The following is a 24,965-nucleotide window of genomic DNA, read 5'->3' on the forward strand; positions in this document are numbered from 1 at the left end:
GCCTCAGCCTTTCGTGGCGGTGAGCGTCACGCCGCCGGTCATGGTGCGCGATCCGCTTTCGCCGATCGTGAACACATGGACATTGAAGGTCTTCGAGCCACGGAAGGCGGCGTCCTTCGCTTCGATCTCGACGGCGATCTCGGTGATCTGGCGCGGCTGCAGTGAAAGCGTTCTTGGAACGATCCTGACCGACCAGTCGTCCGGGATGGGAAACCGGCCATAGGCCTGTTCCTCCAGGGCCCTGGCCCAGCGTGCCTTGCTCTCGGCGAGCCGCGGCTGCGGGGTGTCCGTACTCTCGCCCCGACCTTGGCCGCGTGGCGGGGTACATGGCTGCAGCTTCGGCAGGCCGTAGCAGTCCGCCTCGATCTGGAAACGCCGGACGACCGAGGCCTCGTTGCGGACGCTGAAGACGAACCTTGCCGGTGAGCGCATCTCGGCAATGTTGACGTTCTTCTGGCCTAGGTTGTTGCCGGGGTTGGCGTCATCGCCCCAGGAGAGCTGTGCCTGCAGGCAGTAGTGGCCGCCGGTGGCGGGCGTGGTCCAACTGAACTCGGCATAGGCAGGGCAGTCGATCGTGCCCTTGGCCCCGAGATTGACGGCGGTGTTGGCAATCGGACGGGAAACGGTCTGTGCGCCGAAGGACAGGTAGGACAGCGCCACTCCGACGCCGACGGCCGGCGCGTCATAGGACCCGTTCCAGACACGCACGCGAACGCGATATGTGTGTGCTGGCTGGAGCGCGCCGGTGACTGGCGCAGCGCCGTCGAAAATGTCGATGTCGGGATTGTCCCAGGTGACCGCGAGGCCCTGCGCCATCAGATAGTACTGGGCATAAAGAAGAGGATCGGCGCGCTTGTAGATGTCGGGCGGTAGCTGGATACAGCAATCGTTCTGCGCCGGGCTTGGCAGCCGCTGGCCCTTGGCCAGCCGGCACAGCAGCATGCGAATGGTCGCAAACAGCGCTTTCAGCCCGGCGGCAAGACGCTTCCAGAATTCGGCGGCGAACAACAGCAGGGCCGCGGTTCTGATGTGGTTGACCAGAGATCCTGCCATGTCGTGTTTCCCACGCTGAGAGGACGCAACGGCAATGTTTTCCTGGCGGACGTGTCCCGCCGATTTTCCAGCGGCTATTTCTTCAGTGATCTCTGCCTTCGGTAGAAGTAGATGGCGGCGACAAGGACCATGGCCGCAATGACAAGGCTGCCCTCGAAAGTTCCCGAGCCATTGTCCGGAGAAAATCCAAAAATGCGTTCAATGAAATCCATTTCGGCCGCCCTCCGATCCTTTGACGCTACAGAAGGGTTTACCCTACGTCAACAAAGCTTGGTCCGTGCTGTCCTCGCCCCTGGACTGGAAACCAGAGAACCCATCCGGGAATTTCGCGGACCATCCCGCAAACTTTCGTGATTTGCCCGTAGTTTGGCTTGGACATTATTTCGCCGGCCACGTAACAAACCAGTGCCGAGGCGCGAAGATCGGGGAGTGAACTCTTGTGAGCGGCAAAGACGAGGCCGAGCTTTCCCGGCTGATGCGGGCCGCGATCGCGGGAGATGAAAAGGCCTATGCCGACTTTCTCCACCGGATTGCCGCGCTCATCCGCGGCTTTGTCAGGCGCAAGATCGTGCAGGGCGGGGTCGATCCCGAGGACGTCGTGCAGGAAACCTTGCTGGCAATTCATGTGAAGCGACACACCTGGCGCCAGGACGCGCCGGTCCTGCCCTGGGTCTATGCGATTGCCCGTTTCAAGCTGATCGACGCGTTCCGGCGGCGCGGTCGGCGCATCGAGATCGATGTCGACGACATCGCCGAGACTTTTGCCGAGCCGGAGACCGATACGGTCAGCGAACGCGACATCAACCGGGCGCTCGACGGCCTGCCGCCGGCACAGCGTTCCGTGGTTTCGGCCGTGTCCGTGGAGGGTCGCTCGATCGGCGAGACGGCGGCGAAGTTCGGCATCAGCGAGACGGCGGTGCGTGTATCGCTGCATCGGGGACTTGCCGCCATAGCCAAGCGATTCGGACAGGGGCGGTTCGGACGGGAATGACATGAAGACCGACGATCTCATCAAGGCGCTCGACGCCGATGCCCGCAGCAAGGCGATGCCGTTGCGCCTGGCCTGGTGGCTGGCGGCCGGCGCGGCCGTCGTCGTCGCGGCCGCTGTTTTCATGATGACGATCGGGCCGCGCCCCGACTTCATGGTTGCCGCGCACACGATGCGCTTCCTGTCCAAGTTTGTTTTCACCATCGTGCTCGCCATCAGCGCCTTCGCCCTGATCCGAGCCCTGTCGACTCCGGGTGCGGCGACAGGCCGGGCAATGGCGGCGATGATCGCCGCGCCGCTGCTGGTCGCGGTGGCCGTGGTGCTGGAGCTCTTCATGGTACCGCAGGCGCTGTGGGGCACGCGCATGATCGGTTCGAACATGATGATCTGCATGACCTTCATCCCGCTGATCGGCATCGGTCCGCTGGCCATCTTCCTGTGGATGCTGCGCTATGGCGCGCCGACACGGCCGGTGTTTGCCGGCGCGGTCGCGGGGCTGCTTGCCGGCGGGCTGGCGGCGACTTTCTATGCGGCGCACTGCTTCGACGACTCGCCGCTTTTCGTTGCCACCTGGTACACGATCGCCATCGCGGCCCTTGCCTTGCTCGGCGCGCTCGGCGGGCGGTTTTTCGTGCGCTGGTAGCGGGATACTCGCGCCCATACCCCCGTGAATACCGATCCTTAATCATGCCGGCAATTGTTTGCCGGTTGTCCATATCGCCGATGCCCCGGACGCAACCTTTCCTTAAAATCGATCCTTCAGGGTTTCGATGGAAAAAAAGCGATTGCCCACGGGGGTGGCATAAATCGTGACATTGCGAAGTATCATCGGGCCGGGACGGTACAAGCATGCGGCGCTGGCGCTGCTTGTGGCCGGTCTTGCCGTGGTGGCCGCCTCGCTTGTGCCGTCAAGGCTGGACCTCGGCGCGGAAGCACTCAGACTTTGCCTTCAAATATCGGTCGCCGTGACGGTCTGCGCGCTTTTCCTGGCCTATCTGTTCATCGGTCGAATCTCGGAGGATCGACGGCAGATCACGGAGAGCGAGCAGCGGTTCCGCCGGGCCATGGAGGACTCGGCCATCGGCATCGCCATCGTCAGCCTCGACGGGCGTATTCTCCAGACCAACCCCGCCTTCGCCACCATGCTTGGCTACAGCCGCGAGGAAATCGAGGCGTTGACCTTCTTCCAGATCACGCATCCCGACGATCTGCAGATCGGACTCGAAACGATGGCCGGCCTGAGGGCGGGCACCGTCGATACTTTCCACTTCGAGAAGCGTTATCTCAAGAAGGACGGTACACCCGTCTGGGCTAATCTTGCCGGCTCCGTCATTCGCGATGGGAGGAGTGGGTGCCCGCTTTATCTCGTCTCGCAGATCGAGGATATCGACGCGCGCAAGCAGGCCGAAGCGCGCATCACCGAGGCCGAAACGCGCTGGAACTTCGCGCTCGCCGGCGCCGGTCAAGGTGTCTGGGATTTCGACATGCGCAAGGGGGGCACGACCTATTCCGCCACCTGGGTCAAGATGCTGGGCTATGGGGATGGCGAGCTCGATGGCGACCCCGACCGCTGGCTGACGATGATCCATCCCGACGACCGCGCCACGGTCGCGGAGGCCGATCGCGCCCATCTCGACGGCCAGACGGAATTCTTCGAGGCCGAGTTCAGGATGCGCCACAAGGACGGCCGCTGGATCTGGATCCTCGACCGTGGCAAGGCAATCGAGCGCGATGCCGACGGACAACTGGTCAGAGCGATCGGCAGCTTGACCGACATCACCTTGCGCAAGCAGGCCGAAGAACGGCTCATCGTCGCGGCGGCGATGCTGGCCGACGAGAAGGAGCGGCTTAAGGTGACGCTGCAATCGATCGGCGATGCGGTCATCTGCACCGATGCCGCGAACCGCGTCACCTTCATGAATCCGGTGGCCGAAAAGCTGACCGGCGTTTCCAGCGACGACGCGCTGGGCAAGACTCTGAGCCATGTCTACTGGGCTGTCGACGAGGAGACGGGCCACAGGATCGGCATGACGCGGCCGGCGACAGGCGAAGAGGCGCGCTCCGACCAGAACAGCCGCGCGGTCCTCATCCGTCGCGACGACACACGCTGCAGCATCCGCCAGGTCGTGTCGCCGATCATCAACGAACGCAACGAATTCGGCGGTCTGGTGATCGTCTTCCAGGATTTCACCGATGCGCGCGCCCTGCAGCGCCAGCTTGCCCATGCCGCCGCCCATGATGCGCTGACCGGGCTTGCCAACCGCTCGAGCTTCATCCGCGCCATGGAGGGACTGGTCGATCAGGCACGCAAGGACGGCACGACGGCTGGGGGCCACCATCAGTTCATGTTCATCGACCTTGACCATTTCAAGCTGGTCAACGACACGGGCGGTCACGCGGCGGGAGACGCCCTGCTGAAGCGGGTCGCCGAGGCGGTGCGCGGCGTGCTTGGTCCTGAAGACATCGTCGCGCGCCTGGGCGGCGACGAATTCGCTGTCATCCTGAAGTCGGGTTCCGCACCCGGCGCGAGGATCGCGGCGCGCTCCATCATCGATGCGATAGCCGGCCTGAACTTCACCTGGGATGGCCGGCCGCACGCGATCGGCGCCAGCATCGGGCTGACGGCGATCTGCGCCAATTGCGGCGAAGTCGACGAGATCATCGCAAGGGCCGACGCCGCCTGCTATGCGGCCAAGGCAGCCGGCCGCGGATGCGTTTCCGTGGCGCCGGACGGCAAGATCGGCGACGACAGGTCAGAACCGCCCAAGCCGCTCGCCGCGGCCTCGTGAGCGGACGCGTCAGCGTGTCGGAACGGGGTGCTCGCCGCGATAGTCGTAGAAGCCGCGTCCGGTCTTGCGGCCGAGCCAGCCGGCCTCGACATATTTGACCAGCAGCGGGCAGGGGCGGTACTTCGAATCCGACAGGCCGTCATGCAGCACCTGCATGATCGACAGGCAGGTGTCGAGACCGATGAAATCGGCAAGCTGCAGTGGTCCCATCGGATGGTTGGCGCCGAGCCGCATGGCGGTGTCGATGGCATCGACCGATCCGACGCCCTCATAGAGGGTGTAGATCGCCTCGTTGATCATCGGCAGAAGGATGCGGTTGACGATGAAGGCCGGGAAATCCTCCGAGACCGTGATCGTCTTGTCGAGCTGCTTCACATAGGTCTTCGCCGCCTCGAAGGTCTGGTCCTCGGTGGCGATACCGCGCACCAGTTCGACCAGCTTCATCAGCGGAACCGGGTTCATGAAATGAATGCCGATGAAGCGCTCCGGCCGGTCGGTCTGCGCGGCTAGCCTTGTGATCGAAATCGACGAGGTGTTGGTCGCCAGGATCGCTTCGGGGTTGAGCTGCGGGCAGAGCTGCGCATAGATCTTGCGCTTGACGGTTTCGTCCTCGGTCGCTGCCTCGATCACCAGATCGGCGCCGGCAAGATCGGCCATCGCCGGTGCCGACGCGATGCGTGCCATGGCCTGGTTGCGGAGTTTCTCGTCGAGCTTGCCGGACCCCACCTGACGGGCCATGTTGCCGCTGATGGTGGCGATGCCCTTCTCGATACGGTCGGGCGATATATCGTAGATCAGCACCTTGTAGCCCGAAAGCGCGGAGACGTGGGCGATGCCGCCGCCCATCTGGCCCGCACCAATGATGCCGATCGTCTCGATCTTGCTCATTACCCGATCCCGTCCGGAGCGTTTTTCGCCACAATCGCGAACCGCCCCATCTCTTTGTTTTCCCGCAATTCCCGGCGCAAAAACCCCTGCGCACTGCCGCTGGAATTGCTCTCAGCCTTGTGGCCTGCTTATTGTGCGGTGCAAACTAAAAGGGTGGGGCGACTTCGTCTACCCCACCCCTCGTAATTTAATACGGTTGCGCGGAAGCGTCAAAGCGCCTTCTGCAACTCCGGCAGGATGACGAAGAGATCGCCGACGAGGCCGTAGTCGGCAACCTGGAAGATCGGCGCTTCCTCGTCCTTGTTGATGGCGACGATGACCTTGCTATCCTTCATGCCGGCGAGGTGCTGAATGGCGCCGGAGATGCCGACCGCAATGTAGAGATCGGGGGCGACCACCTTGCCGGTCTGGCCGACCTGCCAGTCGTTCGGCGCATAGCCTGCATCGACGGCGGCGCGGGAAGCGCCGACGGCGGCGCCGAGCTTGTCGGCGACCGGCAGGATGACTTCCTGGAATTTTTCCGAGGAACCGAGCGCGCGGCCGCCCGAGATGATGATCTTGGCCGAGGTCAGCTCCGGACGATCGGTCTCCGACAGCTTGTTCTCGACGAAGGTCGAGAGGCCGGGATTGGCCGGCGCATGAACCGTCTCGACCGAAGCAGAACCACCCTCGGGTGCCGCCTGGAAGGAAGCGGTGCGCACGGTGATGACCTTCTTGGCATCGGTCGACTGTACCGTCTGGATGGCGTTGCCGGCATAGATCGGCCGCTTGAAAGTGTCAGGCGACACCACTTCGATGATTTCGGAGACCTGCGCAACATCGAGCAGGGCGGCGACGCGCGGCGCGATGTTCTTGCCAGCGGACGTCGCCGGCGCGATGATCGTGTCGTAAGCGCCAGCCAGCGAGACGACCAGTGCCGCCGTCGGCTCGGCCAGGCGCTCGGCGAGTTCGTCGGCCTCGGCGAGCAGCACCTTGCCGACGCCCTTCAGTTTCGCGGCTGCATCGGCAGCGGCCTTGGCGCCTTTGCCGGCCACCAGCACATGAACGTCCGAGCCGATTTGCAGGGCGGCCGAAAGCGCCTTGGCGGTCTGGTCGGAAAGGGTGGCGTTGTCGTGTTCGGCGATGAGGAGAATTGCCATTTTATCTGTTCCTTTCCCGATCGCTTACAAAACGCCGGCTTCGTTCTTGAGCTTGTCGACCAGTTCGGCGACGCTCTTGACCTTGACGCCGGCCTTGCGGCCACCCGGCTCCTCGGTCTTGATGACCTTCAGGCGCGGCTTGACGTCGGCGCCGTAGTCGGCCGGGCTCTTCTCGTCCAGCGGCTTCTTCTTGGCCTTCATGATGTTGGGCAGCGAGGCATAGCGCGGCTGGTTGAGGCGAAGGTCGGCGGTGACGATCACCGGCATCTTCAGCTCCACCGTCTGCAAGCCGCCGTCGACTTCGCGCGTCACCTTGGCATGGTCACCCTCGAGCACGACCTTGGACGCGAAGGTGCCCTGGGCCCAGCCAAGCAGGGCGGCCAGCATCTGGCCGGTCTGGTTGGAATCGTCGTCGATCGCCTGCTTGCCGAGAATGACAAGGCCTGGCTTCTCCGCATCGACCACGCCCTTCAGCACCTTGGCGACACCGAGCGGCTCGGTCTGCTCGTCGGTCTTGACCAGGATGGCGCGGTCGGCGCCCATGGCGAGCGCGGTGCGCAGTGTTTCCTGCGCCTGCTGCGGGCCGATCGACACGACGATGATCTCCTCGGCCTTGCCGGCTTCCTTGATCCGGATCGCTTCCTCGACCGCGATCTCGTCGAACGGGTTCATCGCCATCTTGACGTTGGCGAGTTCCACAGCCGAACCATCGGCCTTCACGCGAACCTTCACATTCGCGTCCACAACCCGCTTCACGGGCACAAGGATCTTCATTTGCCTGTCACCTCTTCACGCTAGTTGGGCGCGCTATAGCAGCCTGCGCCCTTTCTGAGTTGTCGAAAGCCGACATTCCTGACTGAATTCCGGCCAGACGGAATTCTGGCCGGATGGAAATTCTGGTCTTTGCCCGCCTTGGGCTGCGACGGAGACGTTTCCGTAATTGTGGCGACCCTTGCCGTCAATACGCTGGAAGCTGCTCAAATCGGTTCAGTTTGGGCCAGAAGGGTTTCCCCGGCCCCAGCGCGCCGTGGTGGCGGACGTTTGGGGCGTCGCTGGTTCGCCAACGACCGGCGGCTGTTCGGGGGTCGGAACCACGGCATCCTCGTCGGCGGGGGCAAATAGCGGCACGCCGCGGCTGCGCAGGACCAGCACCAGGACCGCGCCGGCAATGATGCCGCCGATGTGGCAGGCCCAGGAGATCCGATCCTCGCCGCCGGCCGCGAACATGACGACCTGGAACGCCACCCACAGTATGAGCGGGATGAAGGCTGGAATGCGCAAAGGGATGCGGGCAAAGGCAAGCACCCACACCTTCACCCTGGGATAGAGGATCAGGTAGGCGACGACCACGCCGGCAATGGCGCCCGAGGCGCCGATCAGCGGCACTTGTGAATCCCAGGCGATGAGCCCCTGGAAAGCGGCTCCGGCGATGGCGCACAGGAAATAGAAGATCAGGTATCTGATATGGCCGAGCGCGTCCTCGACATTGTCGCCGAACACCCAAAGGAACAGCATGTTGCCGCCGAGATGGAAAATGTCGGCGTGCAGGAAGGAGTAGGTGAGGTAGCTCAGGCTCTCGGGGATGATGACAAAGCGGGGGTCGAGTTCGGCCGTGTCGTGAACGACGGAGGGGATGAAGCCGAGGCCAAGCACGGCGGCATTGGTGAAGTCCTTGCCGCCGAGCGCCGTGGCGCAATAGATCACGGCGTTGGCGACGATCAGCCCGATCGTTACATATTGCAGCCTGATATGGCGCAGCCTGTTGGTGTCGTAAAGCGGGATGAACATCGGTCGTCGGCCCCTCCCGCCCTCCGGTCCGTTTCAGCGGTTCTTGCCGGGAACCCATAGCACGTCGGCATTTCCATTGTCATTGACCACCCGAGCGGCGACAAACAGGAAATCCGAGACGCGGTTGATGTACTTCAGCCCGTCGCGATTGACGTGTTCGGCCGGGTCCTGCGCCAGGGCCACCATCAGCCGCTCGGCTCGCCTGGCCACGGTGCGGGCGAGATGGAGGGCGGCCGCCGCCGGCGTGCCGCCGTTCAGCACGAAGGATTTCAGCGGCTGGAGGTCTTTGTTGAGAAGGTCGATGTCGTGCTCGACACGGTCGGTCTGGGCGGCAACGATGCGCAGCGGCTCGTAGCCGAGCGGCTTGCCGTCATCAGGCACGGCGAGGTCGGCGCCGAGGTCGAAAAGGTCGTTCTGGATGCGGCCAAGCATGGCGTCGATCGCCTGATGGCTCTGTGCGGTATGCACGCGGGCCATGCCGATACAGGCATTGGCTTCGTCTACCGTGCCATAGGCGTCCACCCGGAGATCGGATTTCAGCCGCCGCTCGCCCGTGCCGAGGCCGGTTGTGCCGTCGTCTCCGGTGCGGGTGTAGATCTTGTTGAGCTTGACCACATCGCCTCCGAAAGGCCCTTACTTGCGGGTGAAATACACGGCCAGCAGGATCAGCGCCAGCGCCACGGCCTGCAGCAGAACGCGGACCTGCATCAGCTTGTTGGACGTCACGCCGGAGCCGCCGCGCATCATGTTGATGAGGCCCCTGATCAGCACGACCACCACGGCGGCCATGACCAGAATGGCAAGGATGTTGAAGACGGTGGCCATTTTTTGCGTTTCCAGTTCTCTGCTTGTTCAGGCGCGCCTGGCAAGCAGGCGGTGGAGCATTGGGGCCGGCAGGATGCGTTTGAGCACGGCCCCGATCCTGGCCGACATTGTTACCACATAGTGTGGGCGCGGGTGCCGCGACAGAAGTGCATGGCGAAGCGCCTTGTGGACCACTTCCGGCCCGGGCTTCAGGGCCGATTGGCTGCCGCCGGCGCGCATGCGCTCCAGCTGCGCGGCATAGTCGGCGCGATGCACGGAATTCTCGTGATCGATATTCCTGAGGAACCAGGGCAAGCCATTGCTGGCGATCTTCGATTTCACCGGCCCCGGCTCGATCAGCGAGACATGGATGCCGCTGCCGGTTAGTTCCTGGCGCTGGCAGAGCATCAAGGCTTCCAAGGCGTGCTTGGATGCCGAATAGGCGCCACGGAAGCGCACCGGCACGAGACCCAGGATCGACGAGCAATGGACGAGGCGGCCGTGGCCCTGGCGGCGCATCACCGGAACCAGACGGCGGGTCAGGTCGTGCCAGCCGAAGAAATTGGCCTCGAACTGCTCTTTGAGCGCCGCAACGGACAGATCCTCGACGGCGCCGGCCTGGGCGTAAGCGCCGTTGTTGAACAGGGCATCGAGCTTGCCGCCGGTGCGCTCGAGTACGGCCGATGCCAGGGCGGCGATGGATCCCGGTTCCGTGTAGTCGAGATAGAAAGCCTCAATTCCGTCCGCTTCGAGCGCGGCGATGTCTTGCGGCTTGCGCGCCGTCGCGAACACCCGCCAGCCCTCGGCCTTCAATGCGCGGGCGCAATAGGCGCCTATGCCGGAAGACGCACCGGTGACGATGATGGTGCGCAACTCTGCCGCTGGAGAATTCGGAGTTTGACGAAGGGTTGCCATTTGCCGCATTCCCTTCCCATATTCGCGGCGTCGAGACAATCGAAGGGAGCGCGCGTTCTTGCTGCGGAATATTGTCGCCCTGCGTCGCGTGCTCTACGACGCGCTCGGCCATTTCAACACCGATGACGGCTGGGCGATGGCCAGCCATCTGGCGATCACCTCGCTGATGGCGCTGTTTCCGTTCCTGATCTTCGCCACGACGCTGGGCAGCTTCCTCGGCGCCCAGGCCTTTGCCGACACGGCGGTGCATCTGGTCTTCGACACGTGGCCCGAGCAGATCGCCAAACCGATCGCGCATGAAGTGCTCAACGTGCTGACCGTCAGGCGCAGCGACCTGTTGACCTATGGCGTGCTGCTTGCCGCCTATTTCGCCTCGAACGGCATCGAGGCGCTGCGCACGTCGCTCAATCGCGCTTATCGGGTCACCGAGACGCGCGGCATCATCTACCGCCGGGTGCAGAGCATCTTCTTCGTGCTGATCGCGACCGCCGGGTTCCTGGCGATCAGCGTGCTTCTGGTGTTCGCGCCCCTGTTGGCGCGGCTGGCTGAAGCCCATTTCGAGTGGATCAAACCCTATACGGGCACGATCACGCTGTGGCGTTACGTCATTGCCTCGACCGTCATCATCGGCGGGCTTTTCGCCGTTCACTACTGGCTGCCGGCCGGCAAGCGCCGTTTCGTCTCGCTGGTGCCGGGCATCATCTTCACGCTGGCGGCATGGCTTATCGGCTCGACGATGTTTGCCACCTATCTCGACCATTTCTCGTCCTATGTGACGACCTATGCCGGTCTCGCCTCGATCATGATCGCGGTGGTTTTCCTCTACATCGTCTCGGCGATCTTCATCCTCGGCGGCGAGCTCAACGCCGCGATCAGCCGCTATCTGGAGGCGCGTGCCCGGGTGGGTTGACCGGCGGAATTGAAGAACGGAGGAATTGAAGGAATGAGGAATTGAGGAGTTGAAGAACTGAGGAATTGGAGAAAAAGGCGCCATATCCGGCGCCGTGCACTTCTTCTTCAATTCTTCAATTCCTCAGTTCTGCAATTCCTCAATTCCTCCCCTGGCCGGTCGCGCCGTTGCCAGGCCCACGCCAAAGGTGGTGATCGCCATGCCGGCGATCTGAAGTGCGTTGAGTTGTTCGTTGAACAGAGCCCAGGCGATGATGGCCGTCACCGCCGGCACAAGGTAGAACAACGACGCCACTTTCGACATCTCGCCGTCGCGGATCATCACCATCAACAGGAAGATTGCGCCGAGCGACAGCACCAGCACCAACCAGGCCATGGCGAAGATCAGTTCGCCGTTGATGACGACGGCGTGCGTTTCGAAGGCGAGCGCGGCCACGATCATCAGCGAGGCGCCGCCGATATATTGCCACATGGTGGCCGCGACGAGGTCGCCGCCGGAGGCAAAGCGCTTCTGCCAGATGGTTCCGGCGCTCATGCCGAGCACCGAGACCAGCGAGGCGGTCAGCGTCGCCACCGTTACGCCGCCGCCGAGCGCGCCGAGTTTTGGCCACAGCACAATGACGATGCCGACCAGGCCGATGCCAAGGCCAAGCCAGTGGCGCGGCAGGATGGCCTCGCCCAGGAACTTGCCGGCAAGCACTGCAGTGATCAGCGGCTGCAAGCCGACGATAAGGGCCGAAAATCCGGCCGGCATACCCCTGTGGATGGCCCAGAAGACGGCGCCGAGATAGACGCCATGCATCAGCACGCCGGCACCGGTGGCATGCAGCGCCTCCTCGCGGGTGGCTCGCTTCGAGCCCAGCACAAGCATCAGCACTGCCAGCAGGATGGCGGCTATGACGAAACGCGCCGCGAGGAAGGTGAATGGCTCCGCCCACGGCATGGCGTAGCGGGCGCCGATGAAGCCGGTTGCCCACAAGACAACGAAGGTGGCGGGGATGAACCGCTTGATGCTGTGCATTTTTCCGGAGACCGCCGTACTGGTGAGAATTGACCGTGGCGATGCTCTAACCCTGTTCAACCTGGCGCGCAAAACCAAACCGTTGATCCATACATCACCGGAATTCAACGGGTGAAGGGCTCAAAAAGGTGTCTCCCAAGGATTGCTGGGCTCAGAGCCCGATCGTCCGCCTGATGTCGTCTGGCGTCGTGCCGGCATCACGCAAGGCGGCAAGTCCGGTATCGCCAAGGCTCTTCGACAGTTTTCGGCCGTCCGGCCCTAGGACCAGCCGATGGTGGAAATAGGCGGGTGGCTGCAATCCCAGAATCTCCTGAAGCAGTCGCTGCACGCCGGTCGCGGAAAACAGGTCCTGTCCGCGCACGACATGGCTGACGCCTTGCAGCGCGTCGTCGACGATGACGGCGAGGTGGTAGCTGGTCGGGATGTCGCGGCGCGCCACGATCACGTCGCCCCAGTCCTGCGGACGGGCCTCGACCAGGTGCGTCGCGGATAGCGTCTCATCGCTGAATTCGGCCCATGCGAGGTCGTTGCCGGCACGCGCCATGGCGGCGCCGACGTCCAGCCGCCAGGCGAAGGGTGTATTCTCGGCAATCCGCCGCCTGCGTTCTTTCATCGGCAATGCCTTGTCGGCTGGCGGATAGAGCGGCACACCGTCGGGATCGCGCGGCCAGTCGCGCCCGCGCATTTCGCTGTCGGCGATGAAAGCCCTGATCTCGCCACGGCTCATGAAGGCGGGATAGACCAGTTCCTCGCGGATCAGGCGCTCGAGCACCGTCCGGTATTCCGCGAAATGCTCGGACTGGCGGCGCACCGGCTCTTGCCAGCCAAGCCCCAGCCATTTCAGGTCGGCAAGCATGCCCGCCTCGAACTCCGGCGTGCAGCGTGTGGTGTCGATATCCTCGATGCGCAGCAGCAGACGGCCGCCTGACGCCTTTGCGAGCTTCTGGTTGAGCAACGCCGAATAGGCGTGGCCCAGATGCAGTTCGCCATTGGGGCTGGGCGCGAAGCGGAATGTCAGGAGCGTCATGTCTCGGGCGGCAATCGGGTTGTGCTGCGGTTTTGGCGGTTGCTACTTTGCGGCACATTCGCGGACAAGGATACCATGCAGCGCATCGCGACACTGGATGACGTTGAACGGGGACTGGATGCGCTTTGCATCATCGATCCGCGCCTGGAAAAAGTGCGCGGCATGGCCGGCGAGGTGCCGCTCAGGCTTTCGGAGCCCGGGTTCAGGAGCCTCGCCTCGATCATCGTGTCGCAGCAAGTTTCCCGGGCGAGTGCCGATGCCATCTTCGGCCGGCTGACGAAACTGGTCGATCCGCTAACGCCGCGGGCTATCCTTGCCGCCGGCGAGGACATGTTCCGCGAGGCCGGCCTGTCGCGGCCCAAGCAGCGTGGTCTTGTCGCGGCCGCCCAAGCGGTGGCCGACGGCCTCGACCTGCATCATCTCTGTTCGCTCGACGCCGGGGAAGCGATCGCGGCAATGACAGCGGTGCCTGGTATCGGCCCCTGGACGGCGGAAGTGTATCTGTTGTTTGCCGCCGGACACCCCGATATTTTCCCGGCGCGTGACGTCGCCCTGCAGAGCGCCGTCGGCCACGCGCTCGGCATCGACCCGCGCCCGCCTGAGAAAGCACTGATCGCCTTGGCCGAATCATGGAGCCCGTGGCGAGGTGTCGCATCGCGGCTTTTCTGGTCCTATTATCGCGAAACCAGGGGCCGAGACGCCGCACCGCCGGCCTGAATCCGCAAAAAAGCATAAAAATCATGTGTTTTTGGCACGCCGCGCCCGCGACAATCCGCTTCACATCCCTGTCATGTCAGGCTTACAGTATCCGCGCCGAACGGTCGGGCTTTTGAAGCAGCACGTGACCCTTTCCGAAAGTCGAATTCGATTTTCGGGATCATGTGCGAACCAAGGAGGTCAACAAGGTGACGGTTGCCGTATCTCCGGATGGGCTTCCAGCGCTGGTGCTGAATGCGGATTACCGTCCGCTCAGCTATTACCCCTTGTCGCTCTGGTCCTGGCAGGACGCCATCAAGGCGGTATTCCTCGACCGGGTGAACATCGTCGCCGAATACGAGCATGCGGTGTCCTCGCCGACCTTCTCGATGAAGCTGCCGAGCGTGGTCAGCCTGAAGGCCTATGTGAAGCCGTCGAGGCACCCGGCGTTCACCCGCTTCAACGTCTTCCTGCGCGACCGCTTCCAGTGCCAGTATTGCGGCACGCCCGAGGACCTGACCTTCGACCACGTCATCCCCCGTCATCGCGGCGGCGCGACGACATGGGAGAACGTCGTCGCCGCCTGTTCGCCTTGCAATCTGAGGAAGGGCGGCATGATGCCGGCGCATGCCAAGATGTTTCCTCTGCAGAAGCCCTACCAGCCGACGGTGCATGATCTGCACAACAACGGCCGGCTGTTCCCGCCCAACCATCTGCATGAAAGCTGGATGGATTATCTCTACTGGGACGTCGAACTGGAGCCTTGAGTTTTCGACATTCGGATGGCTGGCCGCCCCGATTTTGGGGTCTGAGTAGCTACTGGCGTGTCTACCGAGCGCCGCATCGTGTCATGGGCGTTCAATCCTGAGCGGTCGGCCGGATGACGATGCTGCCCACATCCACGTCATCAGGTTGATCGATGGTGTATGCGATGCCCCGCGCGATCGCGGCAGGCGGGATGGCGATAGCCCCGATCCGCGCCGCCACGGTCTCCTTGACCGCCATGTCGGTGAACGAGTCGGCGAGATTGGTCGCGATCATACCAGGCGACACCTCGGTCACTCGCAGATGCGGTCCTGCTTCCTGCCGCAGGGTCTCGCTGACTGTCCGAACGGCATTCTTGGTCGCGGCATAGACACCCATCGTCGGCACGATCTTGATGCCGGCCGTCGATACCACGTTGATGACATGTCCGCTGCGCTGGCGTGCGAAGATCGGCAGCGCAGCGGCGATCCCGTACAGCGTGCCACGCAAGTTTACGTCGATCATCGCGTCCCAATCTTCGACCCTCAGGGCATCAAAGCGCGAAATAGGGCTGATACCGGCATTGTTGACTATGACATCCAGCCCGCCTTCACGGTCCACCGCGAGTCCCACGAGGGCCTCAAGATCGGCACGAACGGTCACGTCGGTGACCTTGTAGGCCACCTTGCCTCCGACCGCGGCAATATCCCGGGCGACCTCCGCCAGGGCGTCCTCGCGCCGTGCGCCGAGCACCACCGTCGCACCCGCTTCCGCTAGGAGAATTGCGGTCGCGCGGCCGATGCCGCTGCTCGCCCCGGTGATCGCCACCACTTTGCCAACAATGCTCATGTTCATCTCCTTTTCACCAGAGATGGGTAAAGCGCGCTGGACGTGCTATGCTTGAATGGCCATGAGTTTGTCGCAATCGTCTCGAACCTTCGATCCGCTATCGGATGTACTTACGGTGCTCGATGCGCGGGCGACCCGGAGGACGCGCTTGGAGGGCTCCGGCGACTGGGCGTTGGCGTTTCCCGCGCGAGAGCGCCTGAAATTCGTCGCTGTTCTGCGTGGGGTGAGCTGGCTCCTGCTGCCCAATGTTGCTCCCCAGCGGATCGAGGCGGGCGACTGCTGCTTGATCGGCTTCACTGAATATGTGGTTGCGAGCAATCCCGCCCTGATGCCGATCGACGGTTCGTCACTGTACGCCGAAGGAAATGACCTTGTGCGCCTGGGGGGTGACGACGCGGTGGCGCTCGGCGGTGGAATTTCTTTTACGCGCGGGAATGCTGCCTTTCTCCTCGATATGCTGCCGGCGTTCATGCACATCCCCAGCACGTCGACTGGAGCCGCGGCGATCACGGCGGTCCTGGGTCTGTTGGACGCGGAAGCAGGGCAGCCCGCGATGGGAAACGACGTCGTCACGGCCAGGTTGGCCGAAGTTCTTATGATCCAGGCGATCCGCACTTTCGCATCGGCTTCGGACACGACCCACGGTTGGCTTGCTGCGTTGGTGGATCCACGCATTGGCCGAGCGATCCAATGTTTTCATGCCGATATCGCACGGCCGTGGACCGTTGCCGATCTGGCCGGCGTGGCCGGGATGTCGCGGGCCGCCTTCTCGGCGGCCTTTACCCATCGCGTAGGACAGGCACCACTCGCCTATGTCCGCGGGTGGCGAATGACGCGCGCACGGGCCGCGCTGGCCGAACGTTATTCGAGCGTTAGCAAGGTGGCGGCGAGTGTCGGCTACACCTCTCAAAGCGCATTTGGCCACGCTTTTCGTCGAACCTTTGGTGCCGCACCACGACAGCACACGGCTTGAGGCGGGAGCCTATCTGGCAGACTTATCTCCGCTTATCTCCCGGTCCGCTATTGCCCTTGTCTCGACCAGGCCACGACGGCACTGACGTGTCAGTCGCGGGAAAATGCGCCGCGGAAGGCGACGGCGGCGAGGATCAAGCTGGCGATGGCGTTCCAGCCGGCCAGTGACAGGCCAAGGATGCGCAGCGCCGCCTTGTCGCAAGAGGGCGGCACGAACTTGTCGAGCGCGTCGAGCACGCCTTTGCCGCCGGTGTCGACCGGGCCGGCGCCCGCCGTGCAATCGGCCGGACCCTGCCACCAGCCCCATTCGACGCCGGAGTGATAGACGCCAAGATAAAGGCCGTAGAGCATCAGGAGGCCGCCGAAGGCCAGCAGGCCGCGCGTCACCCATGCCGGTGCGCGCAGCATCGATGCGATCACCGCCAGCACCATCAAGGGCACGCCGATGTAGTATGGCGTGCGCTGTTCCAGACAGAGATGGCAGGGGATGTAGCCGCCAATGTGCTGGAAGCCGAGCGCCGAGCCAACGGTCGCGGCCATCGCGACCGCGAGAAACAGGGCAGCGCGTGTCCGCTGGCGTCCGGTATCGGCATTCATGGTCGCTGTCATGGTTCTATCGTCCGTTGTGTTCGCCGCCCGCAGGTCCGCCTGCCGCTTTCGCGAAACCGTTACGCGATTCGAGAGAGATGCTTCAGAGGGCGTATTTGATCAGGATATAGAGCAAAATCAGGGCAACCGCGGCGGCGCCGGCGATCAGGCCCAGTCGCTTTTCGATGAATTCGCGGATTGGCTCGCCATAGCGGCGCAAAAGCCACGCCAGGAGCAGGAAGCGGCCGCCACGCGCGATAATGGCCAGCACGATGAACAGCGCCAGGTTGACGCCCAGGGCGCCGGACAGGATCGTCACCACCTTGATCGGCGGCAGATGCGCCGCACCCGAGGTGACCAGCATCAGGGCGATGAACTCGATGCTTACGCCCGCGGAGGAGCGCAACTGTTCGAACTCGTCATACTTGCCGTAGAATTCGAGGATAGGCCGCGCCACCGCGTCATAGGCGTAGTGGCCGATGAACCAGCCCGCAATGCCGCCCAGCACCGAAGCGACGGTGGCGATGAAGGCATAGCGATAGGCCCGGTCCGGCCGCGACAATGCCATCGGCAGATAGAGCACATCGGCCGGCACCAGGAATACCGAGCTTTCGACGAAAGCGATGAAGGCCAGCCACCATTCGGCGGATTTGCGGGCCGCCAGTGACAAGGTCCAGTCGTACAGTCCGCGAAGCATCGGCTCTCCTAGTGGATGTCGTGCGTGCTGCGGTTCTCGGATACCGGCATGCATGAGACAAGGGCCTAAAGCGCCGCAGCCATCGCTTTCGCCGACATTTGAACGCGAGCCTGTCTAGAAAGATTTTCCGTGCCGCACAATGGCGGCGCTGTTTACGAAATCGTAAGGCGCGGGTTCAAGCGCGCCGACATCGGCAAATCTGCAACAGGCCAGTTGACGAACAGGCCTCCGACCGTATAGTCCGCGCCCATCCAGGCCGCCCGGCCTGAGCCCCTATGGCGGAATTGGTAGACGCGCTCGACTCAAAATCGAGTTCCGCAAGGAGTGCTGGTTCGATCCCGGCTAGGGGCACCATTCCATGTTCAGCTGCTGATTCGCCTTTGCTTGCCCGCGGATGGTCCAGGCGAACCCGGTGAGACCATGGCTGTTGACAGCAGGCGCAGGCGGTATTTCGCCGAATCTCATGCTTGCGGCTCATCCGGGACAAATTCAGAGCAGCAGGCTGGCGCCGTTGCGGCAACCTGCTCCCGCTATGTGATGTTCCATTCGGTCGTCATGATGTTTGGGGTCGAAATGCTGCCGAGACAACTTCGATCAGAGCGCTCTGCGAAGTATCCATCGAGAGGCCAGGAAATTGAGACTCGTCGTGATGGCGAGGGTGGCGAGGTATGCGGCCAGCGCGTTTTCGAGGATGTCTCGTAGAAAATGAAGGCTTGCCAATCCGATCAGGAACACGACGACCACCAGGCCGCCCATCGCCAGCCGGTCCGCAAGGGCGGTGCGGCCGCCTGGGAAAACGCGTTTCGGATAGAGCACCATGACGAACAACAGACCTGTCAGCCAGGCAATGGCATAGGAAAGACCTGAAGGCAGGACAGCGAGGGCGGCAAAATAGATGAGGCTGGTGAAGGCTGTGTTGAGACCACCGGCGACGAGGAAGCGGACAGCGTCTGCGCGCATTCGGTCAACGGCCGTCCTGTCCGACCACGCTGAGGAAATCCGTATAGTCCCTGATGTAGTCGCCCGCATCATAGTGATGCGAAGCCATGACCAGCAGGACCGTGTCCGGCTGGAATTTGTACTGGATTCCCCAGATGCCCGGCGGCATGTAGAGCCCGATCGACGGTTCGGCCAGAGAAACCTCTTTTCTGTCATGGCCGTTGTCGAGGACAACGGAAAGCCGCCCATGGGCCGCGATCAGGAATTGATGGCATTCGCGATGCGCGTGCTCGCCCCTGACCTTGTCGGAAGGCACACCGTAGACCAAGAAGGAGCGCGCCGGTTTGAAGGGCAGGTTCGAACCGAACTCCAGCGGTGCGATCTCGCCGCGCAGGTCGCCAAAATGCGGCAGCCTCCAGAGTTCGCTGCCGCCGATGCCAAGCGGCATTCTTTCGCCGGGCGTATCGGGGAATGTCTGCGTCACTGTCGGCTGGATTTGCGGACCGGTCTGGTAGCCGATGATGATGGCTGGATTTCCGACCACCACGGCATTGGCGGGAACATTCTTGGTCACCACCGCGCCGGCGCCGATCATCGCCTGACGTCCGATGACTATGCCTGGCAGGATGGTCGCATTGGCGCCTATTGACGCGCCGTCCTCCACCGTCGTCAGAAGAAATGCCTCGGGATACTCTTTCGAGCGCGGGAAACGATCGTTGGTGAATGTCGCGTTTGGACCGACGAACACGCGGTTCCCAAGGCGGAGGCCGTCCCACAATTGAACGCCGCTTTTTATGGTCACGTCATTACCGATCACCACGTCATTCTCGATGAAGACATGATCACAGATGTTGCAGTCCGCACCGATCACGGCGCCCTTCAGAACATGGGCAAACGCCCAGATGCGTGTTCCCTGGCCGATATGCGGACTTTCGCAGATGCCCTGCTCATGAACAAAAAATGCCTTGTCGGTCATTTCGATGTCCCCTCGACGACGCGGCTGATCACTCGCAGGGGCCGTGACTTGGTGTTTTCAACCGCCCGCCAGAGATAGCAGCCCAGAATGCCCTGGACCATCAGACTGGCCGATCCGAAGCCCACGATCAGCAGCACCAGCGTTGTGTAGCCGGCCGCGTCAATGTTGCCGAGCAACCGCGCCATGACGGTAACGGCTGCAAACAGCAGGCTGAGCAGGCAGCCCGCGAAGCCCACCCAAAGGGTCAGAATTATCGGGAAATCGGAGAACGAAAAGATGCTGTCCATCATGTATCTGAACCGACGGGCCATGCTCCACGCACTCGTCCCATGCTCCCGTTCGCGGCGGCGATAGGGCACGAATTCCCGCCTGAAGCCGACCCAGAACAATTGCACGACAAGCGAGCTGTTGGGCTCCTCGATGGACAGGATCGCTTCCAGCACCTGGCGGTTGCAGGCAAAGATATCGACCCCACCGCTCGGCATGCTGGGCAGGACGAGCCTGCGGTAGGCCGCCCAGAACGCTTTCGACAAAAACCGCGTTACCGGCGGATCATTGCGGCCCGTCCTGCGCCCGAATACGACGTCGGCGCCATCCTTCTCCAGGATCGAGAAGAACTCCACGATCAGTTCCGGCGGCTCTTGCAGGTCGGCGGCCATGGCGGCGACATGCTCGCCAGAAGCATGTTCGAGACCTGTTCGAATGGCGGTGAAAGAGCCGAAATTCCGGCTGTGAAAGATGATTTTATAGTCGAAGCCGGAGGTCTTCAGCGCATTGAGAAGCAAAGGCCCCGATTCATCCGGCGACCCATCGATGACAAAGACGAACTCGATATCGCCCGCATACCTGGCGTGAAAATTGGCGACCGCCTGCATCAGGGAGGGGATATTCGCCTGATTGCGGTAGATCGGAAAAACGATCGTGCGTGTCGTCACATTGCCTCCCATTGGGCGAGTGCCAGACAGACTTGGCCGACCTCGTCATTCGTCATGTCGGGATAGCATGGCACGGTGCAGAGACGGTTGACGCTGGCCCGTGTGACCACCAGATCTTCGGTTCGTTTCATCGGCAGTCCTGCCCAGCCGACCTGATCGCAGTCAAGGACGGGGTAATGGACCTCGGTATCGACGCCATGCTCCTTCATGAAAATCCTGAACGCATCGCGCTCGTCGCACAAGGCGACGGCAAGATGCGCGACCGCGCCGTCACCGCCTTCCACGAATTGCAGCCGCCGCCTGGCCGCCGACTTGTAGCGGCCCAGAATAGCACGGCGTCGTTCGTTTCTATCGCCCAGATCACGCAGAAAGACATCAAGAACGGCCGCCTGGACCTCATCCATGCGGGAATTCCGGCCATGGGGTACGCCGACATGATATTTTGCCACCCAGCCATATTGCTGCAGCCGCCGCACCTGTTCGGCGATCGTCGGGTCCGACGTCAGAACGGCGCCTCCGTCACCCGTCGCGCCAAGGTTCTTGGTTGGGTAGAAGCTGAAAGTGGACACGTCCGCGAGCGAACCCGCCACGCGCCCGCCGATGCGTGCGCCATGTGCCTGCGCACAATCCTCCACGATCGGAATATGTGAGAGGCCGGCCTCGGCAAGTGCGCTTTTGAGGGCGCCGACATCGACGACGCCGCCATAAAGATGCGTGACGACGATGGCGGCGGTGTCCGTGCTGGCCGCGGCCAGCACCGATGAAACGCTGATCAACTGGCTGGCTGCATCGATGTCGACATAGTGGGGGACAAGGTCGTTGTGCCAGCAGGCGCAACTTGCGTAGCCGCCGGCATTGGCAGCCGTGATGACTTCGCGTCCCCGAGCGCCATTGCGCCCGACAGCCGCGGCCAAGGCCAGTTCGAGAGCGTCCGTTCCGTTGGCCACAAGGACGCAATCCGAGACGCCGATGAAACCTGCGAAGTTGGCGGCGAATTTCTTGCCCATCGCGCCATTGAGCCACCATCCGGAGCGCAGTGTGCTTGTTACTTCACGTTCAATTTCGACCTGGTATCGTTGATACAGCCGCTTGAGGTCGTTCATCGGGACGGAATCTTGTTTCGTCATCGGCGACTCAATGGCTGAATCTGTTTTTCACTTCGAGAGTGGTCGCTGGACACAACTCTTGGCAAGCTGAATTAATGCTGCTGCCGAGAACCGCGACCTTCATTGCGGAACGCGATACGCCGGCTGTGGGACAAGCTGATTGAACGCAGCCGAGCTCGTCTCGACGGACCCCTACCGCCGCCGCAGCAAGCTCTTCATCCGGTTGCGCAGCAGGCGCGCCATGTTGCGGGTCTCGCGGTAGAGATGCAGTTGCGAGGCGGCCTGGCGGGCGAGACGGTCGGCATCCCTGGTCAACCCGATCACCAATGTGCCGACCGGCTTGCGCTCGCTCCATAGCCGGCTCATCACCGGGTGATCGGGCACGGCGCAGGAATCGGTCATCATGATGTTGGGGTCGTCGAGATGCTGCCTGGTGACTTCGATCATCAGCAGCGTGCCGGGCGAATAGACGGCCAGCGTCTCGTCATAGGCGGTCTTCCAGGTGTAGGCGACGCCGGCCTCGACGAAGACGATCAGGCAAGCGATGGTGCGGCCGTCCAGCGTCAGCGAATGGATGCGGCACATGTCCTGTTCGGCCAGCCGGTGCACCGCCTCGCGGGCAAAGGCGGCGCGGAAGCGGTCGATCGCCATGGCGGTGCGCTCGCGGCCTTTCCAGCCGGACGCTTCCAGCGTCAGGAAGTGCTCGATGGCGTGACGGATCTCCTCGGGGCCGCGTGCCACGACATGTTCGAGCTTGCCGAGATCGCCGAGGCGCCGCTTCAGGCGGCGGAACTCGCGGTAATGGTGCGCGCTCAGCGAAGCCTTCAGATAATCGTCGCCGTCGAGTTCGCTCTCCAGCACGGGGCGTGAGATCTGGCCCGTGGTGACCAGCATCAGGCCGCGCGTCTCGGCCACGGTGCCGATCAGGCTCGCCACCGGACCGTCGAGCCTGATGTCAGGCAGGACCAGGACTTTCGGCAGCTTCAGATGCGGGCGCGACAGCATCGAGAAGAAATCCTCGACCACGCCGACCGGATCGTCGCGGTCGATCAGCGGCGTGCCGAGCGGGCCGAACGGGCTCGACCATGTGCGCATGACCGGCACGCCGAGCGGCACCACCGGCCGTTCCACCGAGATCGGCACCAGCAGGCGCAGCCGGTTGCGGTATTCATCACCGTCGCGGATCACGGCAAGACGCACCTCGCGGTCTTCCAGGCGGGGCATGGCCGGCGCCAGGAAGCGCGGGTTGAAGAAGACGTTCGGCTCGATCGTGCGGGCGCAGAGATAGTCCAGTTCCTCGACCAGGTCGAAGCCGGCCGATGCCGGGTAGATGGCGAGTTTGCGCTCGGGCCGGTTGTTGGCGAGGATCTCGATATGGGCGGGATCAGCGTCGCGCGCCAGCCCGGCAAGGCCGGACACCATGGCGCCGGCGGGGCCGCCGCTGGTTTCCTCGAGCAAGGGGATGGCGGCCATCAGGCGGCTCCTTTGGCTGGCACGAAGATCGCCATGACGATGCCGAGCTTGCGCCAGACCGTGAAGGACAGCGCGCTGGCCTCGAAGATCATGGCAAAGGCGGTGGCCATGGCCGCGCCCCACAAGCCAAAAAGCGGGATCAGCACCACGTTGAGCCCGATGTTGAAGGCCAGGGTCATGGCATAGACGGCGGCGCAGACATTCTGGTTGCCGCTCATGGTGAGCAGGCTTTCGCAGGGACCCACGGCGGCCCGCGCCACGACGCCGAAGACAAGCAGGAACAGGAGCGGATAGCCAGAGGTGAATTCCGGGCCGAACAGCACCAGCATCGGTTCGCCCAGCGCCAGCACCAGGAACGCCATCAGCAGCGAGGGCCAGAAGGTCCACGATACCGTCTCGCGGGCGAAGGCGGCAAGTTTTTCCGGCTCGCCATGGGTGAACTGCGCGTAGCGCTGGGCGACGCCGGCCTTGACCGCGAAATAGACGAAATGCACCAGCGCCAGCGTCTTGACCGTGGCGAAATAGACGGCGACGTCGTTGGGATCCATATAGGCGCCGACCATCAGCACATCGGCATTGGTGAGCAGGAAGAAGAAGCTCTCGACCAGGAAGATCGGCAGCGAGACGATGAACCATTGTGCGAAATGCACTTTCATCGGGCCGGCCGGAATCTGCCTTTCCATGCGCTGGGTGACGCCGATCAACTGAGACAGCGTGGTGACGTAGGTGGCCGCGATCGAGGCGAAGATCGCCGTCCGCGCGTCGGGGGCGTAGCCTGCCCAAAGCATCAGCGCCATGAACAGCAGGATCAGCACCGGCCGTATCAGGTAGGTCGGCGACAGCGCAAACAATGCCCATGAATTGGCACGCGCCAGCCCCTGCAGCAAATCCGACAGCGCAATCATCGGCAGACAGATGACACCGAGGATGAACGGTATCATGTAGTAGTTTTCAATCCAGGGTGCGGCCAGCCAGACACCGAGGGCGCCAAGGCCCGCGATCAGTGTCGAGGCGATCAGCACGAACAGACGGCTGGCCACGACGATGCCGCGCAATTCGTCCATCAGGCCGCGCTCGCGGTATTCGGGAATGAAGCGGATGACCGATGTGTGAAAGCCGAGGCAGGCGAGGTTGCCGACGATGACCATCGTCACCCAGACCAGGACGAAAATGCCGTACTCGAACGAGCCCATCCAGCGCGCCATCAGCACCTGGCTGATGAAGGCGATGACGGCGCTGACGATGCGGATGGAGAAGGCGATGACCGACATGCGGCCGGCTTCGCCGCGCTCATCGGCGGTGAACAGCACGGCGTCGATGCGGTCAAGCAGCGGCCCCACGCGCAGCGCCAAACGCTGCGGCAAGAACCGCCCAGCAGTCGTGGCCGCGGAAAAGCGCACCCCGATTTCTCTCCGTTTTCCGCCTCTTTTCACGCTTTGGTGTAGCGAAGACACCTTAAGAAAGCGTGGGTGGGGGCGCTTCCTTCTCCCCGTTCAAGGGGAGAAGGTGCCGGCAGGCGGATGAGGGGCGGCGCCGGCTTTGGAGTTTGCACTGTGGATGCGGGAAGAAGAAAAGCCATCCGCAAAACGAATCGGCACGCCGGGAGCGGGCGAGGCATTGTTTTTGGTCGCAGACAAACGCCAATCTCGAACGTCAGCGCTGCCCCTCA

The 24,965-nt window shown here is 63.0% G+C and carries 27 protein-coding genes and 1 tRNA gene; 8 read left to right on the forward strand and 20 right to left on the reverse strand.

Annotated elements, in window-relative coordinates:
- Nucleotides 1-3: 3 nt before the first annotated feature.
- Nucleotides 4-1,053, reverse strand: a complete 1,050-nt coding sequence (locus EN850_RS05350) for a hypothetical protein (RefSeq protein WP_136090784.1) — start codon at nt 1,051-1,053, stop codon at nt 4-6.
- Nucleotides 1,054-1,127: 74 nt separating this feature from the next.
- Nucleotides 1,128-1,265, reverse strand: coding sequence for a hypothetical protein (locus tag EN850_RS36265; RefSeq protein ID WP_189522246.1), 138 nt, complete (start codon nt 1,263-1,265; stop codon nt 1,128-1,130).
- Between the two features lie 227 nt (nt 1,266-1,492).
- On the opposite strand from EN850_RS36265, the gene EN850_RS05355 reads away from it, so the two are divergent.
- The 3 genes from EN850_RS05355 (at nt 1,493) to EN850_RS05365 (ending at nt 4,830) form a co-directional block, all read left to right on the forward strand.
- A complete protein-coding gene (locus EN850_RS05355) occupies nt 1,493-2,044 on the forward strand; it encodes a sigma-70 family RNA polymerase sigma factor (RefSeq protein ID WP_127280286.1) in 552 nt (183 codons plus the stop codon).
- Between the two features lies 1 nt (nt 2,045).
- Entirely contained in the window at nt 2,046-2,684 is a 639-nt protein-coding gene (locus tag EN850_RS05360) for an NrsF family protein (RefSeq protein ID WP_136090785.1), read from the forward strand.
- A gap of 166 nt (nt 2,685-2,850) precedes the next feature.
- Nucleotides 2,851-4,830, forward strand: a complete 1,980-nt coding sequence (locus EN850_RS05365) for a PAS domain S-box protein (protein WP_136090786.1) — start codon at nt 2,851-2,853, stop codon at nt 4,828-4,830.
- Between the two features lie 9 nt (nt 4,831-4,839).
- Here EN850_RS05365 and EN850_RS05370 read toward each other — a convergent pair whose 3' ends face one another.
- The 7 genes from EN850_RS05370 to EN850_RS05400 all read right to left on the reverse strand — a co-directional run bounded on the left by EN850_RS05370 (nt 4,840) and on the right by EN850_RS05400 (nt 10,364).
- Complete coding sequence (locus EN850_RS05370) at nt 4,840-5,718, reverse strand: 3-hydroxybutyryl-CoA dehydrogenase (RefSeq protein WP_013892834.1); 879 nt, start codon at nt 5,716-5,718, stop codon at nt 4,840-4,842.
- A 209-nt stretch (nt 5,719-5,927) separates the two neighbouring features.
- Complete coding sequence (locus EN850_RS05375; protein WP_136090787.1) at nt 5,928-6,857, reverse strand: electron transfer flavoprotein subunit alpha/FixB family protein; 930 nt, start codon at nt 6,855-6,857, stop codon at nt 5,928-5,930.
- A gap of 24 nt (nt 6,858-6,881) precedes the next feature.
- On the reverse strand, nt 6,882-7,631 hold the full coding sequence (locus EN850_RS05380) for an electron transfer flavoprotein subunit beta/FixA family protein (protein WP_127277873.1): 750 nt from the start codon (nt 7,629-7,631) through the stop codon (nt 6,882-6,884).
- 213 nt (nt 7,632-7,844) lie between these two features.
- Nucleotides 7,845-8,645 carry a rhomboid family intramembrane serine protease gene (locus EN850_RS05385; protein ID WP_135929433.1) on the reverse strand — a complete coding sequence of 267 codons (801 nt, stop codon included), beginning with the start codon at nt 8,643-8,645 and terminating at the stop codon, nt 7,845-7,847.
- Between the two features lie 33 nt (nt 8,646-8,678).
- Nucleotides 8,679-9,260 carry a cob(I)yrinic acid a,c-diamide adenosyltransferase gene (locus EN850_RS05390; protein ID WP_127277871.1) on the reverse strand — a complete coding sequence of 194 codons (582 nt, stop codon included), beginning with the start codon at nt 9,258-9,260 and terminating at the stop codon, nt 8,679-8,681.
- An 18-nt stretch (nt 9,261-9,278) separates the two neighbouring features.
- Nucleotides 9,279-9,470 carry a twin transmembrane helix small protein gene (locus EN850_RS05395; RefSeq protein ID WP_136090788.1) on the reverse strand — a complete coding sequence of 64 codons (192 nt, stop codon included), beginning with the start codon at nt 9,468-9,470 and terminating at the stop codon, nt 9,279-9,281.
- Between the two features lie 27 nt (nt 9,471-9,497).
- The gene (locus EN850_RS05400; protein ID WP_127872240.1) at nt 9,498-10,364 is read right to left on the reverse strand and encodes an SDR family oxidoreductase; all 867 of its coding nucleotides are present in this window, start codon (nt 10,362-10,364) and stop codon (nt 9,498-9,500) included.
- Between the two features lie 58 nt (nt 10,365-10,422).
- On the opposite strand from EN850_RS05400, the gene EN850_RS05405 reads away from it, so the two are divergent.
- Nucleotides 10,423-11,274, forward strand: coding sequence for a YihY/virulence factor BrkB family protein (locus EN850_RS05405; RefSeq protein WP_127277868.1), 852 nt, complete (start codon nt 10,423-10,425; stop codon nt 11,272-11,274).
- Between the two features lie 123 nt (nt 11,275-11,397).
- Here the strand turns inward: EN850_RS05405 and EN850_RS05410 are convergent, their stop codons facing one another.
- Nucleotides 11,398-12,294, reverse strand: coding sequence for a DMT family transporter (locus tag EN850_RS05410; protein WP_135867537.1), 897 nt, complete (start codon nt 12,292-12,294; stop codon nt 11,398-11,400).
- A 151-nt stretch (nt 12,295-12,445) separates the two neighbouring features.
- A complete protein-coding gene (gene gluQRS, locus EN850_RS05415) occupies nt 12,446-13,321 on the reverse strand; it encodes a tRNA glutamyl-Q(34) synthetase GluQRS (protein ID WP_136090789.1) in 876 nt (291 codons plus the stop codon).
- Nucleotides 13,322-13,396: 75 nt separating this feature from the next.
- On the opposite strand from gluQRS, the gene EN850_RS05420 reads away from it, so the two are divergent.
- Both EN850_RS05420 and EN850_RS05425 read left to right on the forward strand, forming a co-directional pair.
- Nucleotides 13,397-14,038, forward strand: coding sequence for a DNA-3-methyladenine glycosylase (locus tag EN850_RS05420; protein ID WP_136090790.1), 642 nt, complete (start codon nt 13,397-13,399; stop codon nt 14,036-14,038).
- Between the two features lie 188 nt (nt 14,039-14,226).
- A complete protein-coding gene (locus tag EN850_RS05425) occupies nt 14,227-14,784 on the forward strand; it encodes an HNH endonuclease (protein WP_027031236.1) in 558 nt (185 codons plus the stop codon).
- A 91-nt stretch (nt 14,785-14,875) separates the two neighbouring features.
- On the opposite strand, the gene EN850_RS05430 is transcribed toward EN850_RS05425, so the two are convergent.
- Entirely contained in the window at nt 14,876-15,610 is a 735-nt protein-coding gene (locus tag EN850_RS05430) for an SDR family oxidoreductase (protein WP_136090791.1), read from the reverse strand.
- 55 nt (nt 15,611-15,665) lie between these two features.
- Here EN850_RS05430 and EN850_RS05435 point away from each other — a divergent pair, with 55 nt between their 5' ends.
- Nucleotides 15,666-16,583 carry an AraC family transcriptional regulator gene (locus EN850_RS05435; protein WP_246689148.1) on the forward strand — a complete coding sequence of 306 codons (918 nt, stop codon included), beginning with the start codon at nt 15,666-15,668 and terminating at the stop codon, nt 16,581-16,583.
- 89 nt (nt 16,584-16,672) lie between these two features.
- On the opposite strand, the gene EN850_RS05440 is transcribed toward EN850_RS05435, so the two are convergent.
- Both EN850_RS05440 and EN850_RS05445 read right to left on the reverse strand, forming a co-directional pair.
- Nucleotides 16,673-17,191, reverse strand: a complete 519-nt coding sequence (locus tag EN850_RS05440) for a disulfide bond formation protein B (protein ID WP_136090793.1) — start codon at nt 17,189-17,191, stop codon at nt 16,673-16,675.
- Nucleotides 17,192-17,273: 82 nt separating this feature from the next.
- Nucleotides 17,274-17,867 carry a YqaA family protein gene (locus EN850_RS05445; protein ID WP_135867533.1) on the reverse strand — a complete coding sequence of 198 codons (594 nt, stop codon included), beginning with the start codon at nt 17,865-17,867 and terminating at the stop codon, nt 17,274-17,276.
- A 269-nt stretch (nt 17,868-18,136) separates the two neighbouring features.
- Here EN850_RS05445 and EN850_RS05450 point away from each other — a divergent pair.
- Nucleotides 18,137-18,221: transfer RNA gene (locus EN850_RS05450), tRNA-Leu, on the forward strand.
- A gap of 240 nt (nt 18,222-18,461) precedes the next feature.
- On the opposite strand, the gene EN850_RS05455 is transcribed toward EN850_RS05450, so the two are convergent.
- The 6 genes from EN850_RS05455 to EN850_RS05480 all read right to left on the reverse strand — a co-directional run bounded on the left by EN850_RS05455 (nt 18,462) and on the right by EN850_RS05480 (nt 24,696).
- Complete coding sequence (locus EN850_RS05455) at nt 18,462-18,827, reverse strand: GtrA family protein (RefSeq protein WP_135867532.1); 366 nt, start codon at nt 18,825-18,827, stop codon at nt 18,462-18,464.
- 4 nt (nt 18,828-18,831) lie between these two features.
- The gene (locus EN850_RS05460; RefSeq protein WP_135929428.1) at nt 18,832-19,782 is read right to left on the reverse strand and encodes a WxcM-like domain-containing protein; all 951 of its coding nucleotides are present in this window, start codon (nt 19,780-19,782) and stop codon (nt 18,832-18,834) included.
- Nucleotides 19,779-20,729: a glycosyltransferase family 2 protein gene (locus EN850_RS05465; protein WP_135929427.1), complete on the reverse strand. Its 951-nt coding sequence runs from the start codon at nt 20,727-20,729 to the stop codon at nt 19,779-19,781. Before EN850_RS05465 ends, EN850_RS05460 begins: the two co-directional genes overlap by 4 nt.
- Entirely contained in the window at nt 20,714-21,844 is a 1,131-nt protein-coding gene (locus EN850_RS05470) for a DegT/DnrJ/EryC1/StrS family aminotransferase (RefSeq protein WP_135929426.1), read from the reverse strand. Before EN850_RS05470 ends, EN850_RS05465 begins: the two co-directional genes overlap by 16 nt.
- Nucleotides 21,845-22,015: 171 nt before the next feature.
- The gene (locus EN850_RS05475; protein WP_127872277.1) at nt 22,016-23,296 is read right to left on the reverse strand and encodes a GNAT family N-acetyltransferase; all 1,281 of its coding nucleotides are present in this window, start codon (nt 23,294-23,296) and stop codon (nt 22,016-22,018) included.
- A complete protein-coding gene (locus tag EN850_RS05480) occupies nt 23,296-24,696 on the reverse strand; it encodes a lipopolysaccharide biosynthesis protein (RefSeq protein ID WP_136090794.1) in 1,401 nt (466 codons plus the stop codon). The genes EN850_RS05475 and EN850_RS05480 overlap by 1 nt, the downstream gene beginning before the upstream one ends.
- Nucleotides 24,697-24,965: the final 269 nt, after the last annotated feature.

It is taken from the genome of Mesorhizobium sp. M8A.F.Ca.ET.207.01.1.1 (genome assembly GCF_004794715.1).
Taxonomy (GTDB): Bacteria; Pseudomonadota; Alphaproteobacteria; order Rhizobiales; family Rhizobiaceae; genus Mesorhizobium.

Bases quoted from the DNA above. Each gene is read 5' to 3' on its own strand.
- EN850_RS05350 (WP_136090784.1), bottom strand. From the start codon at position 1,053: ATGGCAGGATCTCTGGTCAACCACATCAGAACCGCGGCCCTGCTGTTG.
- EN850_RS36265 (WP_189522246.1), bottom strand. From the start codon at position 1,265: ATGGATTTCATTGAACGCATTTTTGGATTTTCTCCGGACAATGGCTCG.
- EN850_RS05360 (WP_136090785.1), top strand. From the start codon at position 2,046: ATGAAGACCGACGATCTCATCAAGGCGCTCGACGCCGATGCCCGCAGC.
- EN850_RS05370 (WP_013892834.1), bottom strand. From the start codon at position 5,718: ATGAGCAAGATCGAGACGATCGGCATCATTGGTGCGGGCCAGATGGGC.
- EN850_RS05375 (WP_136090787.1), bottom strand. From the start codon at position 6,857: ATGGCAATTCTCCTCATCGCCGAACACGACAACGCCACCCTTTCCGAC.
- EN850_RS05380 (WP_127277873.1), bottom strand. From the start codon at position 7,631: ATGAAGATCCTTGTGCCCGTGAAGCGGGTTGTGGACGCGAATGTGAAG.
- EN850_RS05385 (WP_135929433.1), bottom strand. From the start codon at position 8,645: ATGTTCATCCCGCTTTACGACACCAACAGGCTGCGCCATATCAGGCTG.
- EN850_RS05395 (WP_136090788.1), bottom strand. From the start codon at position 9,470: ATGGCCACCGTCTTCAACATCCTTGCCATTCTGGTCATGGCCGCCGTG.
- EN850_RS05400 (WP_127872240.1), bottom strand. From the start codon at position 10,364: ATGGCAACCCTTCGTCAAACTCCGAATTCTCCAGCGGCAGAGTTGCGC.
- EN850_RS05410 (WP_135867537.1), bottom strand. From the start codon at position 12,294: ATGCACAGCATCAAGCGGTTCATCCCCGCCACCTTCGTTGTCTTGTGG.
- gluQRS (WP_136090789.1), bottom strand. From the start codon at position 13,321: ATGACGCTCCTGACATTCCGCTTCGCGCCCAGCCCCAATGGCGAACTG.
- EN850_RS05420 (WP_136090790.1), top strand. From the start codon at position 13,397: ATGCAGCGCATCGCGACACTGGATGACGTTGAACGGGGACTGGATGCG.
- EN850_RS05430 (WP_136090791.1), bottom strand. From the start codon at position 15,610: ATGAGCATTGTTGGCAAAGTGGTGGCGATCACCGGGGCGAGCAGCGGC.
- EN850_RS05435 (WP_246689148.1), top strand. From the start codon at position 15,666: ATGGCCATGAGTTTGTCGCAATCGTCTCGAACCTTCGATCCGCTATCG.
- EN850_RS05440 (WP_136090793.1), bottom strand. From the start codon at position 17,191: ATGACAGCGACCATGAATGCCGATACCGGACGCCAGCGGACACGCGCT.
- EN850_RS05445 (WP_135867533.1), bottom strand. From the start codon at position 17,867: ATGCTTCGCGGACTGTACGACTGGACCTTGTCACTGGCGGCCCGCAAA.
- EN850_RS05455 (WP_135867532.1), bottom strand. From the start codon at position 18,827: ATGCGCGCAGACGCTGTCCGCTTCCTCGTCGCCGGTGGTCTCAACACA.
- EN850_RS05460 (WP_135929428.1), bottom strand. From the start codon at position 19,782: ATGACCGACAAGGCATTTTTTGTTCATGAGCAGGGCATCTGCGAAAGT.
- EN850_RS05465 (WP_135929427.1), bottom strand. From the start codon at position 20,729: ATGGGAGGCAATGTGACGACACGCACGATCGTTTTTCCGATCTACCGC.
- EN850_RS05470 (WP_135929426.1), bottom strand. From the start codon at position 21,844: ATGACGAAACAAGATTCCGTCCCGATGAACGACCTCAAGCGGCTGTAT.
- EN850_RS05475 (WP_127872277.1), bottom strand. From the start codon at position 23,296: ATGGCCGCCATCCCCTTGCTCGAGGAAACCAGCGGCGGCCCCGCCGGC.